This is a genomic window from Herbiconiux sp. (genome assembly GCF_023264895.1).
GTDB lineage: Bacteria > Actinomycetota > Actinomycetes > Actinomycetales > Microbacteriaceae > Herbiconiux.
The window spans coordinates 1-16577 of the sequence record NZ_JAHFUY010000097.1 but is presented as its reverse complement, the minus strand read 5'-3'; the positions used below and the strand labels follow the sequence as shown (position 1 = coordinate 16577).

At 71.7% G+C, this 16577-nt stretch carries 21 protein-coding genes, 1 tRNA gene and 1 pseudogene; 15 read left to right on the top strand and 8 right to left on the bottom strand.

The window, feature by feature from the left end; translation table 11 throughout:
• Window positions 1-257 (bottom strand): annotated as a pseudogene (locus Q0D57_RS16150) (hypothetical protein); the annotation flags it as partial.
• Window positions 258-378: 121 nt separating this feature from the next.
• Here Q0D57_RS16150 and Q0D57_RS16145 point away from each other — a divergent pair.
• The 3 genes from Q0D57_RS16145 (at window position 379) to Q0D57_RS16135 (ending at window position 3145) form a co-directional block, all read left to right on the top strand.
• On the top strand, window positions 379-1683 hold the full coding sequence (locus Q0D57_RS16145) for a hypothetical protein (RefSeq protein WP_291045932.1): 1305 nt from the start codon (window positions 379-381) through the stop codon (window positions 1681-1683).
• Window positions 1684-1788: 105 nt separating this feature from the next.
• Window positions 1789-2133: a hypothetical protein gene (locus Q0D57_RS16140; protein ID WP_291045930.1), complete on the top strand. Its 345-nt coding sequence runs from the start codon at window positions 1789-1791 to the stop codon at window positions 2131-2133.
• 82 nt (window positions 2134-2215) lie between these two features.
• Window positions 2216-3145 carry a dihydrodipicolinate synthase family protein gene (locus Q0D57_RS16135; protein WP_291045928.1) on the top strand — a complete coding sequence of 310 codons (930 nt, stop codon included), beginning with the start codon at window positions 2216-2218 and terminating at the stop codon, window positions 3143-3145.
• 76 nt (window positions 3146-3221) lie between these two features.
• Here Q0D57_RS16135 and Q0D57_RS16130 read toward each other — a convergent pair whose 3' ends face one another.
• A complete protein-coding gene (locus Q0D57_RS16130; protein ID WP_291045926.1) occupies window positions 3222-4718 on the bottom strand; it encodes an MFS transporter in 1497 nt (498 codons plus the stop codon).
• A gap of 118 nt (window positions 4719-4836) precedes the next feature.
• Here Q0D57_RS16130 and Q0D57_RS16125 point away from each other — a divergent pair, with 118 nt between their 5' ends.
• Window positions 4837-5451 (top strand): TetR/AcrR family transcriptional regulator, encoded by a 615-nt coding sequence (locus tag Q0D57_RS16125; RefSeq protein WP_291045924.1) that lies wholly within the window; start codon window positions 4837-4839, stop codon window positions 5449-5451.
• 105 nt (window positions 5452-5556) lie between these two features.
• Window positions 5557-6024 (top strand): hypothetical protein, encoded by a 468-nt coding sequence (locus Q0D57_RS16120; protein WP_291045923.1) that lies wholly within the window; start codon window positions 5557-5559, stop codon window positions 6022-6024.
• Here Q0D57_RS16120 and deoC read toward each other — a convergent pair.
• Window positions 6021-6707: a deoxyribose-phosphate aldolase gene (gene deoC / locus Q0D57_RS16115; RefSeq protein WP_291045920.1), complete on the bottom strand. Its 687-nt coding sequence runs from the start codon at window positions 6705-6707 to the stop codon at window positions 6021-6023. The two genes, Q0D57_RS16120 and deoC, sit on opposite strands and share 4 nt — an antisense overlap.
• Window positions 6708-6815: 108 nt before the next feature.
• Between deoC and nadE the strand changes: the two genes are divergently transcribed.
• Window positions 6816-7640: an ammonia-dependent NAD(+) synthetase gene (gene nadE / locus Q0D57_RS16110; RefSeq protein WP_291045918.1), complete on the top strand. Its 825-nt coding sequence runs from the start codon at window positions 6816-6818 to the stop codon at window positions 7638-7640.
• Complete coding sequence (locus tag Q0D57_RS16105; RefSeq protein ID WP_291045916.1) at window positions 7637-8101, top strand: CinA family protein; 465 nt, start codon at window positions 7637-7639, stop codon at window positions 8099-8101. The genes nadE and Q0D57_RS16105 overlap by 4 nt, the downstream gene beginning before the upstream one ends.
• A 120-nt stretch (window positions 8102-8221) precedes the next feature.
• On the opposite strand, the gene Q0D57_RS16100 is transcribed toward Q0D57_RS16105, so the two are convergent.
• Entirely contained in the window at window positions 8222-9058 is an 837-nt protein-coding gene (locus tag Q0D57_RS16100; protein WP_291045915.1) for an alpha/beta hydrolase, read from the bottom strand.
• Window positions 9059-9171: 113 nt separating this feature from the next.
• Here Q0D57_RS16100 and Q0D57_RS16095 point away from each other — a divergent pair, with 113 nt between their 5' ends.
• From Q0D57_RS16095 to Q0D57_RS16075, 5 genes are all read left to right on the top strand, one after another.
• Entirely contained in the window at window positions 9172-9651 is a 480-nt protein-coding gene (locus Q0D57_RS16095) for a PPOX class F420-dependent oxidoreductase (RefSeq protein WP_291045914.1), read from the top strand.
• Window positions 9652-9703: 52 nt separating this feature from the next.
• Window positions 9704-10147 (top strand): nitroreductase family deazaflavin-dependent oxidoreductase, encoded by a 444-nt coding sequence (locus Q0D57_RS16090; RefSeq protein ID WP_291045913.1) that lies wholly within the window; start codon window positions 9704-9706, stop codon window positions 10145-10147.
• Complete coding sequence (locus tag Q0D57_RS16085; RefSeq protein ID WP_291045912.1) at window positions 10147-10500, top strand: nuclear transport factor 2 family protein; 354 nt, start codon at window positions 10147-10149, stop codon at window positions 10498-10500. Before Q0D57_RS16090 ends, Q0D57_RS16085 begins: the two co-directional genes overlap by 1 nt.
• A gap of 132 nt (window positions 10501-10632) precedes the next feature.
• Complete coding sequence (locus Q0D57_RS16080) at window positions 10633-12132, top strand: serine hydrolase domain-containing protein (protein WP_291045911.1); 1500 nt, start codon at window positions 10633-10635, stop codon at window positions 12130-12132.
• 121 nt (window positions 12133-12253) lie between these two features.
• Window positions 12254-12625 (top strand): hypothetical protein, encoded by a 372-nt coding sequence (locus Q0D57_RS16075; protein ID WP_291045909.1) that lies wholly within the window; start codon window positions 12254-12256, stop codon window positions 12623-12625.
• 101 nt (window positions 12626-12726) lie between these two features.
• On the opposite strand, the gene Q0D57_RS16070 is transcribed toward Q0D57_RS16075, so the two are convergent.
• The 3 genes from Q0D57_RS16070 to Q0D57_RS16060 all read right to left on the bottom strand — a co-directional run bounded on the left by Q0D57_RS16070 (window position 12727) and on the right by Q0D57_RS16060 (window position 14036).
• Window positions 12727-12798, bottom strand: a tRNA-Gln gene (locus Q0D57_RS16070).
• Between the two features lie 102 nt (window positions 12799-12900).
• The gene (locus tag Q0D57_RS16065) at window positions 12901-13425 is read right to left on the bottom strand and encodes an SRPBCC domain-containing protein (protein WP_291045908.1); all 525 of its coding nucleotides are present in this window, start codon (window positions 13423-13425) and stop codon (window positions 12901-12903) included.
• Window positions 13426-13532: 107 nt separating this feature from the next.
• Window positions 13533-14036 carry an Lrp/AsnC family transcriptional regulator gene (locus Q0D57_RS16060; RefSeq protein ID WP_291045907.1) on the bottom strand — a complete coding sequence of 168 codons (504 nt, stop codon included), beginning with the start codon at window positions 14034-14036 and terminating at the stop codon, window positions 13533-13535.
• Window positions 14037-14062: 26 nt separating this feature from the next.
• Here Q0D57_RS16060 and Q0D57_RS16055 point away from each other — a divergent pair, with 26 nt between their 5' ends.
• A complete protein-coding gene (locus Q0D57_RS16055) occupies window positions 14063-14560 on the top strand; it encodes a DUF2000 domain-containing protein (RefSeq protein ID WP_291045906.1) in 498 nt (165 codons plus the stop codon).
• A 7-nt stretch (window positions 14561-14567) separates the two neighbouring features.
• Here the strand turns inward: Q0D57_RS16055 and Q0D57_RS16050 are convergent, their stop codons facing one another.
• Entirely contained in the window at window positions 14568-15221 is a 654-nt protein-coding gene (locus Q0D57_RS16050; protein ID WP_291045905.1) for a VTT domain-containing protein, read from the bottom strand.
• A gap of 61 nt (window positions 15222-15282) precedes the next feature.
• Here Q0D57_RS16050 and Q0D57_RS16045 point away from each other — a divergent pair, with 61 nt between their 5' ends.
• Together Q0D57_RS16045 and Q0D57_RS16040 are read left to right on the top strand one after the other, a co-directional pair.
• Window positions 15283-15510, top strand: coding sequence for a PLDc N-terminal domain-containing protein (locus Q0D57_RS16045; RefSeq protein WP_291045904.1), 228 nt, complete (start codon window positions 15283-15285; stop codon window positions 15508-15510).
• An 89-nt stretch (window positions 15511-15599) separates the two neighbouring features.
• Window positions 15600-16211: a hypothetical protein gene (locus Q0D57_RS16040; protein WP_291045902.1), complete on the top strand. Its 612-nt coding sequence runs from the start codon at window positions 15600-15602 to the stop codon at window positions 16209-16211.
• Window positions 16212-16577: the final 366 nt, after the last annotated feature.

Genomic DNA, 16577 nt, shown 5'->3' with positions numbered 1-16577 from the left:
CCCCGCTCATGAGGCTTCGAGGTCAACGCCACCCCCAGCAGCCCCCGTCCGCTCCGAGCCACGATCAGCACAGGCCGATCCTTCCCGCGCCCGTCGTTCTCCTCGTAGGGCACCCAGGTCCACACGACCTCCCCGGGGTCGGCCTGCGCATCCGATCGAGGCCGGTACGTGACGTCGACCGTCCCGACCCGCCGAGGATCCACCTCCACCGTCGCCGATCGTCCGAACCGCCCGGGGCTGTCTTCTCCATCGCGCATGCCGCCGACCCTACCGCCACCCATCTCACCCACACGCCCCGGTCGTTGCTCACTGTGAACGATCCGCGAATTGCCGACCGCGGATGCACGCCCCGGCCCGGCCGAGGGGTTTAGATGTGCTGTGCCGTCCCGATCCGCTCTCACCGCCCTCGTCACGATCGCCCTCGCCGCCACCGCCGTGCTGGGCGCCCCCGCGGCCCCCGCGCGCGCCGCCGACTACCCGAGCTGGGACGACGTGCTCGCCGCCCGCTCGAGCGAGGGCGCGAAGCAGGCCGAGGTCGACGAGATCACGGCGGTCATCGCCGACCTGCAGACCCGCGCCGAGGCGGCCCGGCAGCTCATGGTGCAGCGGAGCGACGAGAGCGCCGTGGCCGATCGCGCGCTGGCCGCGGGCCAGGCGAGGGCGGATGCGCTGCAGTCGAGTGCCGCCGACGCCGCCACGCGGGCCGCGGAGTCGAAGCAGCGGGCCGCGGTGGTGGCGGCGCAGTTCGTGCGCTCGGGGGGTCGCGACCTCACGACGCTGCTGCTCACCTCCAGCGGCAGCCAGGTCGACGACCTGCTCGGCCAGCTCAGCTCCGCCGGTCAGCTCACGCAGGCGGTCGACGGCATCTACGACAGGGCCGAGCAGGACAGCAACACCTCCGCCGCGCTCAGCGAGCAGGCCGAGACGGCCACGGCGGAGCTCACGACCCTCGCCGAGGCGGCCCAGGCGGCGCTCGAGGAGGCGGCCGCCGCGCAGCAGGCCATGGTGGCCGCGCTGCAGGAGCAGTCGGCGCACGAGGCCGAACTGCAGGCCCAGCTCGCGAGCCTCACGAGCAGTGTCGCCACCACCGAGCAGCAGTACCAGGAGGGCGTCGCGGCGGCTGCTGCGGCCGCGGCGGCCGCTGCAGCAGCTGCCGCCGCTGCCGCACACCAGGGCGGCGCGGTGGTGGGCCCGGTGTCGGCCGACGCCCAGGCCCTCGCCGAGGAGCTCATGGGCTATGTCGCGAACGGCCAGTTCCACGGCTCGAGCCCCGACCACATCTTCGAGATCGCGTGGATCGCGCAGGGCCAGAGCGTGGAGAACTGCGGCATCGACGTCGTGATCCTGCAGGCCATGGTGGCGGCTGTGCGGGCGTTCGGCAGTGCGGGTGTGAGCGACATCAGCCGTCGCTGCACGGGCCAGATCGAGGGCGCGGGCACGGCGAGCGCCCACTACCGCCAGGGCGGCGGTCACGCCGTCGACTTCACCTCGGTGGGCGGGGTGCCGACCACGGGCGCCAACGATGCCTCGCTGAACCTCATCGCGGTGCTCGATCCGATGATGCCGAACGGATCGCGGGTGGGTCAGTCGCAGTGCCGCTACGCCGCTGGCAACGAGCCCGGATTCACCAATTTCATCGACTTCCCCGACACCTGCAACCACCTGCACATCGACGACTTCTGAGCCGACACGCCGCGCGTCGCGACTCGGCACGGAGTTCTCCGTGCACTCCGGGCCGATAAGTGTCTAGACTGACTAACTAGTCAGCGGCATCGAGTGGGGGCGGGCATGAACGGACGACGACAGCACGCGGTCTCGACGACCCCGGCCGCCCCGCAGTCGGCCACGCAGCCGATCGTGCTCTTCGACCCCGCGGTGGCCGACGAGGCCCTCGTGGAGCAGATCGCCGGCCGCTGGGTGCTCACGGTGCGCCGCTACACCGGCGACGTGCTCGCGAAGTCTCCCCTGCACGTCTCGGGCGAGTTCCCGACCGCCGTGCTGAAGCTCGCCACGCGCCTCCTCAACCGCTGGGGCCTCGCCTACGACTCCCCCGCCGACTGGGTCGAGCACGAGGGATCCTGGATCGCCCCCGTGCGCGTGCACGACCCCGCCGCGACCTCCGTCAAGCTCTAGCGCGGGCCCACCCGGCAGTTCGTCCCCTTCCGGGGCGGGCTGAGCGGGACGAACTGCCGGATCGATGCGCGAGAATCGTGGGATGTTCACCGGACTCAGTGCTTTTCCGCTCACGCCTCTGCGCGACGACACCGTTGACCTGAAGGCGTTCGAGGGGCTCGTGGGGCGGCTCGATGCTGCCGGGGTCGACTCCATCACCGCGCTCGGGTCGACGGGCTCCTACCTCTACCTCGACCGCGACGAGCGCCGCCTGGTGGCGCGCGCGGCCGTGGCGAGCGCGGGGGCGACGCCGGTGATGGTGGGCATCGGAGCCCTCCGCACCTCGCAGGTGCAGCGCCTCGCCGACGACGCCCAGGAGGCGGGCGCCGCGGCGGTGCTGCTCGCGCCGGTCTCGTACCAGGCGCTCACCGACGACGACGTGCTCGGGCTGTACACCGATGTGACCGCCGGCCTCTCGGTGCCGCTCGTGGTCTACGACAACCCCGGAACCACCCGCTTCACCTTCACCGACGACCTCTACGCCCGGATCGCGGCGCTCCCGAACGTGGCGTCGATCAAGATCCCGCCCGTGCCCGCCGACCCGGCTGAGGCGGCCGCCCACGTGCAGCGCATCCGGGCGCTCCTTCCCGAGCACGTCACGATCGGGGTGTCGGGCGACTCCGCCGCGGCCACGGGCCTGGGCGCCGGATGCGACGCGTGGTACTCGGTCATCGGCGGCCTCTTGCCCGAGCCCGCCCTCGCGATCACGCGCGGCGCCCTCGCCGACGACGCTGCCGGTGATGCTGCCGGCCGCGAGACGGCCGCCGCCGCATCCGCTCGCCTCGAGCCGCTCTGGCAGCTCTTCCGGGAGCACGGCAGCCTGCGGGTCACCGCCGCTCTGGCCGAGCACCTCGGGCTCGTGACGGGCCCGTCGCTGCCGCTGCCATTGCGGGGGCTCGACGCGGCCGCGAGGGCGCGCGTGGCGGCCTTCGCCGAGACGCTCGGCGCCGATTCGCAGACCGCCACGGCCTGACCGGATCCCCGCGCCGGATCGGGCGCCGCAGGATCAGCCGCAGCAGGATCAGCCGAAGGATGAGGCCGCCGCAGGCTCAGGCGGCCCCGGGCTTCCCGAGCTCCTCGAAGTCCTCCACGCCCGCGGCCCGGGCCTCGCGGCGCCGCGCCCGCAGCGACGGCGCGAAGAGCGCGGCCAGCACGGCGAGCACTCCCACGCCGGCCGACACCCAGAACCCCACGGTGAACCCCTCGTCGAGGGGCGCGCCCTGCGCCGAGACGTTCGACGCGAGCAGCGCCGCGATGACGGCCGTGCCCACGCTGCTGCCGACGGTGCGGATGACGGTGTTGGCGCTGATCGCCTCGCTCGTCTGCGCGGCGGGCACGCTCTCGACGATCGCGTTCGAGGTGGCGGCGAGGGCCATGCCGATGCCGATGCCCGTGAGCACCCCGGAGAGGACGATCTGCCAGACCTCGCCGTGCCCGAGGGCCGGGATGAGGAACGCCGCGGTCACCGCGACGCCGCCGACGACCATGGGGATCTTCGGCCCGATCCGGCGGATCAGCGCACCCGCGACCACCCCCGACACCACCATCGCCACGACCGTGGGCAGGAGCAGGAGACCGGCCCCGGTCACCGACATCCCGAACCCGTAGCCGAGCACCGTCGGCAGCTGCAGAAGGGTGGGCACGAGGATGAAGGTGCCGAACATCGCGAAGCCGAAGGCGAGGGCGACGACGTGGGCGGTCCACACGCCGCGGTGCGCGAAGAGCCGCACGTCGATGAGCGGCTCCTTCACGCGCAGCTCGACGAGCACGAACACCACGAGCGCCACAGCGCCGAGAGCGATCAGGCCGATGGTCTTGCCATCGCCCCAGCCCCACTTCTGCCCCTCGCTCACGGCGAGCAGCAGGGCGACCAGCCCGACGGAGAGGATGGCGGTGCCGACCAGGTCGAGTCGGCCGGGCGTCCGCACGGGCGACTCGGGGATGCCGAAGATCGCGCCGAGCAGGGCGATCGCCACGAGCACGGCGGGCAGCCAGAAGAGCCAGTGCCACGACAGGGCCTCGACGATCGGGCCGGCGGCCACGATGCCGATGCCCGCTCCGATGCCGAAGATGGCCGAGAGCAGACCGATCGTCACGCTCACGCGCTCCCGGGGCAGTTCATCGCGCACGATGCCGATCGAGAGCGGCATCACGGCACCGGCGGCACCCTGCAGGATGCGCGCCACGATGAGCACGCCGAGGTTCGGCGCGAGGGCCGCGAGCACCGTGCCCACGAGGAGCAACGCGAGCACCACGATGATCACGCGGCGCTTGCCCACCATGTCGCCGAGCCGGCCCAGGATGGGCGTGAGCACCGACGCCGAGAGCAGGTAGGCGGTGAGCACCCAGCTCGCATCGGTCGTGGCCACACCGAGGTCTCCCCCGATCGTGCCGAGGGCGGGCGCCACGAGCGACTGCAGCACGGCGAACGAGAGGCCGCCGAGCGAGAGGAACAGGATGATCGCGGTGCTGCGGCCGCGCGGCGATCCGGTGGCGCTCTGCGCAGGGACGGAGCCCGTGGAGGGGCTCTGGGTGGCGACGGACATCGGACTCCTCGGTATGTAAGCGGATGCTGACTTGACGAGTATTCTCCGACGCGGCGGTCTTGTCAACATCGGTTTACATGCAGTGGTCGAACGATAGGGTGGGAGGCGGGAGACAGACATGACCGACGCCGATGACGAGATCGTCCGCTCCGGCCGCGACGCCGAAGCGACCAAGCGGGCACTCGTGCGCGCCGCCCGCCGCCGCTTCGCCACCGAGGGCTACCGGGCCACCACCGTGCGCCAGATCGCGGCCGACGTGGGGGTCAACGTCGCTCTGATCAACCGCTACTTCGTGTCGAAGGACGGCCTCTTCGAGGCGTGCATGCTCCGCACCTCGGACGAGCTCGCGACACGATCGACGGTGCCCGCCACGACGCCCGCCGAGGTGATCGAACGGCTCATCGCCCACGCCCTCAACGCGCCGAACGGCGACGATCCCCTTCAGCTGCTCCTGCTGCTGCGCTCATCCGGCGACGAGAACGCCGATCGCATCCGGCGCCGCACCCTCGAGCACTTCACCCGCAAGCTCGCGGGCGCCTCGGGCTGGAGCCCCGACGACCCCACCACCGAGCCCGTGCTCCTCAAGGCCCAGCTCGCGATCGCCACCATGCTCGGCGTGGTCATGCTCCGCACCTCAGCAGCCGTGGAGCCCGTGGCCTCGGCGACCGCGGAGGAGCTCGCGGGCCCGCTGCGCGAGGTGCTGCGGGTGCTGCTCGACGACCGGCGGCCCTGACGACCGAGCCGGTACCGGAGCCGATGACGGTCCACGGGCGCTCGACGGGCGTCGTCCGCGGGCCTGCGGTAGCGTGGCGAGTCGTCAGACCGAGAGGGAGCCAGCATGACCGACCAGCCCGCCGACCCCGCTCAGCCGTCAGGCCCCTCCCCCGAGGTGCTCGCCGAGCTCGACCGGCTCGACGCCGCGTGCCAGGCCGCGCCGGGCGACATCGACGCGCAGATCCGCCTCTGGCAGGCGGTCGCGAGCCTCGAGCAGTGGGTCTTCATCAACCGCGGCACGGCCGAGCAGCCCCGCCCCTACGCCCTCGCGGCCGAGGCGGGCCAGATGCTGTGCCTCTACAGCAGCGCCGAACGGGCGCGGGCCGCGGCGATCGCGAACGGCCTCGTGCAGGCCGGAGAACCCGTCCCGCTGTTCCAGATCCCGCTGCCCGCGGCGATCGACTGGGCGCTCGCTCTCGGCGAGCGCGGCGTCGCCGGCGTGACGGTCGACTACCCGCAGCTCGGGGCGTGGAGCCCGCTGCCGAACCTCGCGCGGCTCCGGCAGGATCGCGCGCCGGGCCCCGCCGCCTAGTAGCCGGAGGGGGCGTCCGCCGCGTCGTCGCCGAAGACGACCTGGCGCGATCCGGAGACGCCGAGCCTCGTGGCGCCCGCTGCGATCATGGCCTCGGCGACCTCCCGCGTGCGGATGCCGCCGGATGCCTTGACGCCCAGCTTGCCGTCGACGGTCTTCGCCATCAGCGCCACGGCCTCGACGCTCGCGCCGCCCGCGGGGTGGAAGCCCGTGGAGGTCTTCACGAAATCGGCGCCGGCGGCCAGGGCGGCACGCGAGACGCCGACGATCTCGTCGTCGGTCAGAGCCGCCGACTCGATGATGACCTTGAGCACGACGGGAGCCGGAGCGGCTTCCCGCACGGCGCGGATGTCGGCCTCGACGTCGTCGAAACGGCCCTCCTTGGCCGCTCCCGCATCGATGACCATGTCGATCTCGTCGGCCCCCTGCTCCACGGAGAGCGCGGCTTCGGCGGCCTTGACGGAGGAGTGGTGCTTGCCGCTCGGGAACCCGCAGACGACGGCGATCTTGAGGTCGGATCCCTCGGGGAGGGTGAGCGGGAGCATCGAGGGCGAGACGCAGATCGAGTAGGTGCCGAGATCGTCGGCCTCGGCGATGAGCGCCTCGACGTCGGCCCTGGTGGCCTCGGGCTTCAGGAGGGTGTGGTCGATGTACTGCGCGAGTTCGCGGCGGGAGAGTGTCATGCGATGTCCTGTCTCGGGGAGCTGACGGAGTGGTCGGCAGGGATCCTCGACAAGCGTAAGCGCCAGAACGGGGTTGGCGGATGCGGTCGGGCGGCGATACTTGTAGGCATGCGCGATCTGCAGAAGACCATCATCGATGAGCTCGACGTCCGCCCCGAGATCGATCCGGCCGCCGAGGTCGAACGCCGCGTGACCTTCCTCGCCGACTACGTGCGGGCCACCGGCACCCGCGGCCTCGTGCTGGCGATCAGCGGCGGCCAGGACTCCACGCTCGCAGGACGGCTCTGCCGCCTCGCGGTCGAGCGCCTCCGCGAGGAGGGCGTCTCGGCGGAGTTCGTGACCGTGCGGATGCCCTACAAGGTGCAGGCCGACGAGGACGACGCCCAGCTCGCCCTGCAGTTCATCGACGCCGAGCCGGGTGTCGTCGTGAACATCCAGAACGGGGTCGACGGCACCGCGCGCGACTTCGCCGAGGCCACCGGCGGCGAGATGTCGGACTTCACGAAGGGCAATGTGAAGGCCCGCACCCGCATGGTGGCGCAGTACGCCATCGCCGGCGAGCGCAACCTGCTCGTGGTCGGCACCGACCACGCCGCCGAGGCCGTCACGGGCTTCTTCACCAAGTACGGCGACGGCGGGGTCGACATCACGCCGCTGACCGGGCTCACCAAGCGCCAGGGCAAGGCCCTGCTCGCGCACCTCGGCGCCCCCGCCCGGCTCTACGAGAAGGCGCCGACGGCCGACCTGCTCGACCACGATCCGGGGCAGACCGACGAGACGAACCTCGGGCTCACCTACGCCGACATCGACGACTTCCTCGAGGGCCGCGACGTCGACGACGAGGTCGCCGAGGCGATCGAGCAGCGCTTCCTCCTCACCCGGCACAAGCGCGCCGTGCCGGTGACCCCGTTCGACGAGTGGTGGCGGGGATGAAGCCCGTCGCGGCCGAGACCGCGGAGCGGGCCGCCTCGAGCGCGCTCGAGCACGGCTGGCGGGTGGCCACGGCGGAGTCGCTGACCGCCGGTGCAGTCGCGTCGTCGCTCGGCGCCGCGTCCGGTGCCTCGGACTGGTTCGCCGGGGGCGTGGTGGCCTACGGCACCGACGTGAAGAAGCGCGTGCTCGGCGTGACGACCGACACCGTCGTGTCGGCGGAGTGCGCCCGGCAGATGGCCGCCTCGGTGGCCGAGCTGCTGCAGGCCGATGCCGCGGTCGCGACCACGGGTGCCGGCGGACCGGACCCGCAGGACGGCCGCGAGCCGGGCACCGTCTTCATCGCGGTGCACACGCCGAACGCGGAGGTGGTGGCCGAGCACCACTTCGAGGGCGCTCCGGATGCGGTGGTCGAGCAGACCGTCGAGCAGGCGCTCCGCCTCCTCACCGACCACCTGGGCTGAGCGGCCCCGCCCGCTCTCCGACTTGACAGTAGTTGCGCGTAAAGCAGCCGACTTGGCACATCTTGTGCCAAGTCGGCGCTCTTTCGCGCACTTACTGTCAAGTCGGTGGGGCGGCTTCGGTCACTGCTGGATGAAGGCGAGCAGGTCGGGGTTGATCACGTCGGCGTGCGTCGTGAGCATGCCGTGCGGGTAGCCCTCGTAGATCTTCAGCGTCGAGTTCTGCAGGAGCTCGTGCTGCTTCAGCGCGGCGTCCTTATAGGGCACGACCTGGTCGTCGTCGCCCTGCGTCACGAGGACCGGCACCGAGATCGCCTTCAGGTCGTCGGTCTGGTCGGTCTCGGAGAAGGCCTTGATGCCCTCGTAGTGCGCCAGTGCGCTGCCCGTCATGCCCTGCCGCCACCAGTTGGCGATCACGGGCTGGGAGGGGGTGACGCCCTTGCGGTTGAAGCCGTAGAAGGGACCGGAGGCGACGGCCTGGAAGAACTCGGCGCGGTTCGCGGCGAGGGCGCTGCGGAAGCCGTCGAACACCGAGACGGGCGTTCCTTCGGGGTTGGCGTCGGTCTGCACCATGAGCGGCGGGACCGACGAGACGAGCACGGCCTTCGCCACGCGGCCCTGCGGCTCGCCGTACTGCGCGACGTAGCGCGCGACCTGGCCGCCGCCGGTCGAGTGGCCGATGTGCACGGCGTTCTTCAGGTCGAGGTGGCGCACCACGGCATCCGTGTCGCTCGCGTAGTGGTCCATGTCGTGACCGGTGCCGATCTGCGAGGAGCGGCCGTGCCCACGGCGGTCGTGCGCGATCACGCGGTAGCCGTGGCCCAGGAAGAAGAGCATCTGGGCGTCCCAGTCGTCCGACGACAGGGGCCAGCCGTGGTGGAACACGATGGGCTGGGCGTCGGTGCTGCCCCAGTCCTTGTAGTAGATCTCTGCGCCGTCGTCCGTGGTCACGAATCCCATGATGATCCTCCATCGACTGTCGAATTCTCCCCGGGGGTGTGGGGAGTGACTCCACGCTAGCTCCGGGCGGTGCTTCACGTGTCGATCAGAGAGAAAAGGCCTAGCGTGGAGGCATGGCCAGGACGATCTCGACCAACACCGCCGTCGACCGCGACGGGATGCTCGAGTTCGTGCGACCACGGCACCGGATGATCGTGGCGACGACGCGGGCCGACGGCCGGCCCCAGATGTCGCCGGTGAGCGGCGGCGTCGACCAGGAGGGCCGGATCGTCGTCTCCACCTATCCGCGCCGGGCGAAGACCCGCAACGCCGAGCGCCGACCGCCGGCCTCGGTGCTCGTGCTGTCGGACGACTGGAACGACGCCTGGATCCAGGTCGACGGCGAGGCCGAGGTGCTGCACATGCCGGAGGCGGCCGACGGGCTCGTCGACTACTACCGTTGCATCGCCGGCGAGCACCCCGACTGGGAGGAGTACCGCGAGGCGATGGCGCTGCAGGACAAGTCGCTGCTCCGGATCACTCCCACCCGCTGGAGCCCGATCTCCACGGGCGGATTCCCGCCCGACGTGGCGGAGCGGCTCGACGCGCGCTGACGATCCCCCGCGGCGCCGCCCGCACCGGCTGTCGGCGGCGTAGCATCGGACCATGCCATTGATCGGGGAGTACGAGCCGGGAACCAGCGACTGGGCGCGCGAGCAGCTCGAGGTCTACGAGGCGTCGGGAGGCACGAAGGGCACCGAGCTGAACGGCATGCCCGTCGTCATCCTCACGACTGTCGGCGCCAAGTCGGGCAAGCTCCGCAAGACGCCGCTCATGCGGGTCGAGCACGACGGGGAGTACGCGGTCGTGGCGTCGCTGGGTGGTGCGCCGAAGCATCCGGTCTGGTACTTCAACATCGTCAAGGAGCCGCACGTCGAGCTCCAGGACCGCACCGAGAAGCACGACTACACCGCGCGCGAGGTCTTCGGCGCCGAGAAGGACGCCTGGTGGGAGCGAGCGGTCGCCGCCTACCCGCCCTACGCCGACTACCAGACCAAGACCGACCGCGAGATCCCGGTCTTCGTGCTGACCCGCCTCGAGGAGGACTGATGCCCACGGTCGCCGAGCTGCTCGCCGCGAACCTGCACGACGTCTTCGGCAACCGCGACGCCGGATCGCGCCGCGCGGCGATCGAGGCGCTGTTCGCACCCGACGTGGCCTTCATCGATCCCGAGGAGACCGTGACGGGCTGGGACGCGCTCGAGGCGAAGGCCGCGGGCCTGGTCGACGGCACCCCCGCCGACTTCGTCTTCGCCGACGACGGCCTCGGCTACGTGAGCGCCGACACCGGTGTGCAGGGCTGGACCTTCGGGCCGGTGGGCTCGCCCGCAGCGCGCGGCGTCGACATCATCACGGTGCGCGAGGGCCGCATCACCGAACTGCGCACGCTGCTGCACGAGTAGGCCCGCTTCAGGCATCCTCCGTCGGCCCGCGCATCCCCCGGTCGGCCGATGGTGGGTCCGGCCCGCCGCTGCGAGAGTGCAGGGTGTGCGTCACGGCTGTGGCGCAGAGGTCTGCTCACGTGGGGATGAACGATGACCGGAAGAACGTCACGCCGTCGGTGGTACTCGTCGATGGGCGCCGCTGCAGCTGCCGCCGCCATGGCCGCTGCCGTGATCCTGTCCGCACCGCCGGCCGCCGTCGCCGCCGGTGACGACGCGGAGTCCGCGCTCGTGACGATGACGCCCGAGCTGGCGAAGAAGGTGCAGAACCACGTCGAGTCGTTCCGAGCGCGGTACGGCATCTCGGGGATGTCCGTCGCGGTGGTCACCCCCGATCCGGGAGATCCGACAGGGACGACGCCCGTCGTCACGACGTTCTCGGTGGGAACGCCCTCGCTGGACTCGGCGGAGCCCGTGACCGCCTCGACGCAGTTCGAGATCGCCTCCGAGACCAAGATCTTCACGGCCGACCTGCTGGCGCATCTGGTGGCCACGGGCGCGGTGTCGCTCGACGACCGGGTGCAGCAGTTCGCGCCGCCCGGTGTCACGGTGCCGGTGTGGACGGATCCGGAGACCGGTGAGACGACCCACATCACCCTGCGTGACCTGGCCACGCACCAGGCGGGCCTGACCGACCTGCCCGGCAACTTCGCGGACGGCTGCGGGAACGACCTGGACTGCGCCAACTGGCGCCCGGGTTACACCCGCACGATGCTCTGGGACTCGCTGGCCTCCGGATCGCTGCTGTGGAAGCCCGGAACCGACTGGCTCTACTCGAACTGGGGCTTCGGGCTGCTCGGGACCGTGCTCGCCGACATCGTCGATCCGTCCGTTCCCGTCGAGGAGCCGCCCGCCTATCAGGCTGCGCTCGAGAGCACGTTCCTGGGCGCCCTCGGGATGACCTCCACCGTGCTCGGCACGGGTCCCGCGATCGCCACGCCGTACACGTCGGAGAACGCGCCGACCTTCTACTGGGACGACACGAACGCCCTCGCCGGCGAGGGCGGGCTGGTCTCCACCGCGACCGACATGAGCACCTTCGTGGCGGCGCACCTGGGCTACCTGCCTCAGGATGCTCCGGCCGGTGTGCGGACGATGGCCGACACCCTGAAGCCGGTCAGCGCGATCACGACGGTGTGCTCCGAGCCCGGCTCGTGCCAGGCATCCGATTTCCGCATGGGACTCGGCTGGCAGCTCCACTCCGCCTCCGCGTCGGACATGGGCACGGAGTGGGCGTTCAAGAACGGCGGCACCGCCGGCTTCGCCTCGGACACGGTCCTCGCGCCGGCCAAGGGTGTGGGCGTCACCACGATGTGGAACCAGAACCGGGTCGGCAGCGCGGAGCCCGGCATCGAGCTGCTCGGGCTGATCCTGCACGAGAAGCCCGCCCCGCGCCCCGACCACGGGGGCGGGGAGCACGGCGGGGGCGAGCACGGCCGCGACGAGCACGACAGGGGTGCCGAGCACGACGAGGCCCGGCTCGCCGACACGGGTCAGGCGACTTCGCCGGTGGGCTGGCGTGCGGCAGGGGCGGCGGGCCTCCTGCTCCTCGGTGCGGCCCTCGTGGCCCGGCGTCGACGGAACGCTCTCTGAGAACCACGAGGCGCCTGCGCAGAAGTCGCCCTCGCTCGACCCCGTGGACTCGACGGCTCCGCCAGTCGGATAGGGTCAGCGACACTAGATGGGGTGGCTGCACATCGGGAAACGAATCGCTGTGCCGGTTCTGACGATGGCGGTGGCCATCGCTGTGGTCCTCGGGCTCGCGGGATGCGCGAGCGAAGAGCTGCCGGACGACGAGTGGGCGTGCCCGCACTTCGCGGCGATCACCGAGAAGCTCGACATCAACCGGCTCGACCCTTCCCTCAAGGCGAAGACCTCGTGGGACGAGGCCCGAGCGAGCCTCACGGACACCGAGGAAATGGCGGGGGACGAACTCGCCCCTCTCATCGCCGAGGCCCGGAGCGCCCTGCCCGAATCGCCGCTCGGCGACGTCACCGACTTCAACCGCGTCGTCGGCGAGATCGCGGCGACCTGCGAGCTGCCGCCCGACGGCTTCGGGATCCTCCAGCTCGACCCGTCGGACTGAGCAGCGAGCAGGCCGCGCGGCGGCATCGCCACAGCGACGGGCCCAGGAGCTCGTCGAGATCGGGGCAGCAAAAAAGGCCTCCCGCGGGAGGCCTTCGCTTGCTGGGGTACCTGGACTCGAACCAAGAACAACTGAACCAGAATCAGCCGTGTTGCCAATTACACCATACCCCACCGTCTCAACCGCTGGCCGAGCCGACTGTTTACTTTAGCGCATCCGCCGCGCCGATTCCAAAACGGCGGCACCGGCGGCGAAGCCGGCAGGAGAAAGCCTGATCAGGCGAACATCGCGACGTAGTGCTCGCTCTGGGCGGGGTGGTAGTGCTCGAAGCGGACCGCCTCCACACCGGCACCGCTGAGGACCGCGGCGAGGCGGTCGAGGTAGTACTCCCAGCCCGGTGCGATGTCACCGATGCCGGCAGGGTCGGCCAGGAGCTGGGCGAACGTGAGAGTGGTGCCGGTGCCGTGCGCAGCGAGGGCCAGCTCGAGGCGCCACGGCTCGGCGGCCCCGTCCCCGACACCGAGCTGCAGCGCCAGACGCTCCCGGGGCGCGCACTCCGCGATCGTGACGGGCTCCTCCGGCACCTCCTCCCCCTCGGCCGTCATGCGGAAGACGACGGTGCCCGCGACCGGATCGCCGCTCCAAGTGCCGATCCAGCGCTCGAGCAGAGCCGGCTCCGTGAGGGCCGCCCAGACCTCCGCAGGGGTGGCGCCGAAGTCACGGTCGAAGACGACAGCCGCGTCGGGGCCACGGGTCTCGCGACGACCCGTGGGAGGCGGGGTGGGGGTGGCATCCGTCATGGTCGCTCCTCTGGTGGCGCCTGCGTGCGTCGTCGCAGCGGCGTCCATCCTCGCATCCGAAGCGCAACGACACCCGGGAATCCCGCACCGGCACCGCGGGCCGCGCCTCAGATCGGGCGGATGCCCGGGTTCCGGAGGTGCTCGTAGACCACCGAGGTGCGGACGTCCGCCACCTCGGGCCGCTCGGTGAGGCGGTCGATCACGAAGGCGTAGAGACTCTCGTTGTCGGGCACCGCGACGTGGATGAGGAAGTCCTCCGTTCCACTCGTCACGAAGACGCCGAGGGTGTCGGGCAGTGCGCTCACCCAGTTGCGGAACCCCTCGATGTTGCGGCGCGACGGCGGGCGGATGCGCACGGCGATCATGGCCTGCACCGGACGACCGATCGCGGCCAGGTCGAGATCCAGAGCGGCACCGCGGATGACTCCCCGTTCGCGGAGGCCACGCGTGCGGTCGAGAGCCGTGGTGGGTGAGACGCCGACCGCGGCGGCGACGTCGCGGTTGGTGCGGCGCGCATCCGCCTGCAGTTCGCGCACGATGGCCGTATCTAGTTCGTCGAGCACTCCGCTCACCCCTCTCTGCCGGATTAAGTACGGATCGATTGTACGCATGTCGAACCCCTGCGTAGCATCGCGGTGTGAATTCGAACACCGCATCAGCAGCCTCCGTTCCCGCCTACTCCCCCGACGAGATCGTCACGGGCGAGTCGACCCGCGCCTCACGCCTCAAGTGGGTGATCGTGGTCGACAGCGACCTCCCGGCCGGCCGCGCCGCCAACGCCGTCGCATGCGTGGCGGCGGCGACCGGATCGGTCGTGGCCGGCCTGCAGGGTCCGGATGCGGTCGACGCCGACGGGGTCACGCATCCGGGGCTCGCCTGGGCCGGCTGCACGGTGCTCGGCGCCTCGGCCGAACGGCTCGCGAACACCCGGGCCAAGGTGGTGCAGTCGATGGCTGAGGATTCGGGTGTGTGGCTCGCCGACATGCCGCTCGCCGGCCAGACCACGCGCGTCTACGACGAGTACCTCAGCGAGCTCGCGACGACGCCCGGAGCCGAGCTCGAGTGCCTCGCGCTCAGCATCGTGGGGCCGCGCGCCACCGTGGACTCCCTCGTGAAGAAGCTGCGACTGCTGTAACGAGGCCTCAGGCCGCGGTGGTCTTCTCGCGGCGGGCCCTGGCGCGCTGCCTCAGGAAGGCGATGAGCGCCGATCCGACCGTGAGCACGACGATGCCGATGAGCACCCACTCCATGTACTGCTGCACGACCTCGGCGACCTCGGGGATGGAGCCGAGGGCGTAGCCGACGCCGATCAGCGCCGCCGACCAGATGGCGGCCCCGAGCGCGTTGAAGCCCACAAAGTGCGAGTACTTCATGCGGCCGACGCCCGCGGCCACCGGAGCGAAGGTGCGCACGACGCCCACGAAGCGGGCGATCGTGACGGCCCAGCCGCCGAAGCGGTCGAAGAAGGCCTGGGTGCGGTCGACGTTCTTGCGGCTGAAGAATCCGGAGTCGCGGCGCTCGAAGGTGGCGGGGCCGGCCCGGCGGCCGATCACGAATCCGAGCTGGTCGCCGAGGAAGGCGGCCGCGAAGACGGCGAGGATGACCACCGCGAGCGGCAGCGGGATGGCGCCCGTGTAGGTGAGGAGCCCCGTGAAGAAGAGGAGCGTGTCGCCCGGCAGGAAGAAGCCGATGAGCAGGCCCGTCTCGGCGAAGATGATGACGCACACGATGGCGAGACCCCAGAGGCCTGCGCCTTCGACGGTGTCCTGCAGGTTGAAGAGGTCGGCCGGTGCCATAGTGCGACCCTAGCGGGCGCGGGCCGCGCCCGATGGCCCCAGAGAGGGGCATGATGGGGTCATGTTCGCCTCATTCGAGCCCTGGCACGTCGTCCTCCTGCTGATCTGGCTCGCCGCCGTCGTGCTGTTCATCGCGGCGCTCATCAGCATCATCCGTGCCCCGCGGGCGTCGACCGGCGAGCGGGTGATCTGGGTGCTGGTGGTGCTGATCCTGCCTCTCCTCGGCTCCATCGTCTGGTTCGCGATCGGCCGCCGCTACGCCACGGCCGGAGACCCGCCCCGCGCCTAGCGGCCTCCGGACCATGTCCGTTGTCGCAAGGGGGCGGCGCGGCGGGTCGTGACTCCCGGGGCGGCGGGGCCGGATGCCAGACTGGAGGCATGCAGGCCGGGCCCCGACACCTCACTCCGGACGAGTTCTGGAGCCGGGTGGACGATACGGATGAGCGCCTGCGCGCGTCGTTCGAGCCCGCCGGCGCCTTCGGGCTCGTGGAGTGGCCGGGGTTCGCGATGGTGACCGACTGGGACTACTCGGGGCACACCCGCGTGTTGGCGTTCGCGCACGAGCTGCCGCCGAGGGAGCCTCCGGCGAAGCCGGACCCCGACGGGGCCGCTCCCGTGGGCACCGGCCGCGGCGAGGACGCCTTCGAGGTGCACGTGCACTGGCGGGAGGGCGACAGCCGCTCGGTGGTGGAGCGGCTGCGGCGCCGGGCGGAACGGGTGGACGGCGGATCGCCCTACCGCGTGGTCTCGCCCGCCGAGGGCCTCCCCGACGCGATCGTGCCGCTCGCGCTCGACGGCCTCGAGCATCCGTTCGAGCTGTGGGAGCGCGGCGATCGCTGGTGGGCCGCCACCACGGTCGGCGGGCGCACGCTCGCAGTCGAGGCGCGCGCCGTCTCCCCCGACGCGGTGGCGCTGCACCGCGTCACCGACGTCGAGCCCTACCTCGAGGGCCGCCGCGCCTGGCTCCGCCGGGTGCGCGCCGAGTCCTAACCCGGCCCCGTCGCTCGCTCGCCCACCCGCCCGACCGCCGCTGAGTCGCGCCCAGGTGTCGTCAAACGGCCGGATTTCGCCCCGGAAGGGACACTTGGACGCGACTCACCGGCGGGGGTGGGGTGGCGGGGGTGGGGCGGAGGGGGTGGGGTGGGGCGGGATGGGGTGGGGTGGGGTGTAAGGGCTGGTGTAGGTGATACCACCGCGGGCGGGCACGGGGGTGGTGGGGCGGGGGCGGGGCGGCGGCGGGGCGGCGGGACCCGCGGCGCTAGAGGGGGCCGAGGAGGTGGCGGTTGACGGCGGCGGCCGTGCGGGCTCCGGCGCCCGCCGCGACGATGAGCTGCTGGGGGCCGGGGGCCGTGAGGT

Coding starts and splice junctions, on each gene's coding strand:
- Q0D57_RS16060 (WP_291045907.1), bottom strand. CDS start 14,036: ATGCGTACAATCGATCCGTACTTAATCCGGCAGAGAGGGGTGAGCGGA.
- deoC (WP_291045920.1), bottom strand. CDS start 6,707: ATGACACTCTCCCGCCGCGAACTCGCGCAGTACATCGACCACACCCTC.
- Q0D57_RS16125 (WP_291045924.1), top strand. CDS start 4,837: ATGACCGACGCCGATGACGAGATCGTCCGCTCCGGCCGCGACGCCGAA.
- Q0D57_RS16045 (WP_291045904.1), top strand. CDS start 15,283: ATGTTCGCCTCATTCGAGCCCTGGCACGTCGTCCTCCTGCTGATCTGG.
- Q0D57_RS16135 (WP_291045928.1), top strand. CDS start 2,216: ATGTTCACCGGACTCAGTGCTTTTCCGCTCACGCCTCTGCGCGACGAC.
- Q0D57_RS16090 (WP_291045913.1), top strand. CDS start 9,704: ATGCCATTGATCGGGGAGTACGAGCCGGGAACCAGCGACTGGGCGCGC.
- Q0D57_RS16095 (WP_291045914.1), top strand. CDS start 9,172: ATGGCCAGGACGATCTCGACCAACACCGCCGTCGACCGCGACGGGATG.
- Q0D57_RS16085 (WP_291045912.1), top strand. CDS start 10,147: ATGCCCACGGTCGCCGAGCTGCTCGCCGCGAACCTGCACGACGTCTTC.
- Q0D57_RS16040 (WP_291045902.1), top strand. CDS start 15,600: ATGCAGGCCGGGCCCCGACACCTCACTCCGGACGAGTTCTGGAGCCGG.
- Q0D57_RS16120 (WP_291045923.1), top strand. CDS start 5,557: ATGACCGACCAGCCCGCCGACCCCGCTCAGCCGTCAGGCCCCTCCCCC.
- Q0D57_RS16130 (WP_291045926.1), bottom strand. CDS start 4,718: ATGTCCGTCGCCACCCAGAGCCCCTCCACGGGCTCCGTCCCTGCGCAG.
- Q0D57_RS16065 (WP_291045908.1), bottom strand. CDS start 13,425: ATGACGGATGCCACCCCCACCCCGCCTCCCACGGGTCGTCGCGAGACC.
- Q0D57_RS16140 (WP_291045930.1), top strand. CDS start 1,789: ATGAACGGACGACGACAGCACGCGGTCTCGACGACCCCGGCCGCCCCG.
- Q0D57_RS16080 (WP_291045911.1), top strand. CDS start 10,633: ATGACCGGAAGAACGTCACGCCGTCGGTGGTACTCGTCGATGGGCGCC.
- nadE (WP_291045918.1), top strand. CDS start 6,816: ATGCGCGATCTGCAGAAGACCATCATCGATGAGCTCGACGTCCGCCCC.
- Q0D57_RS16050 (WP_291045905.1), bottom strand. CDS start 15,221: ATGGCACCGGCCGACCTCTTCAACCTGCAGGACACCGTCGAAGGCGCA.
- Q0D57_RS16105 (WP_291045916.1), top strand. CDS start 7,637: ATGAAGCCCGTCGCGGCCGAGACCGCGGAGCGGGCCGCCTCGAGCGCG.
- Q0D57_RS16100 (WP_291045915.1), bottom strand. CDS start 9,058: ATGGGATTCGTGACCACGGACGACGGCGCAGAGATCTACTACAAGGAC.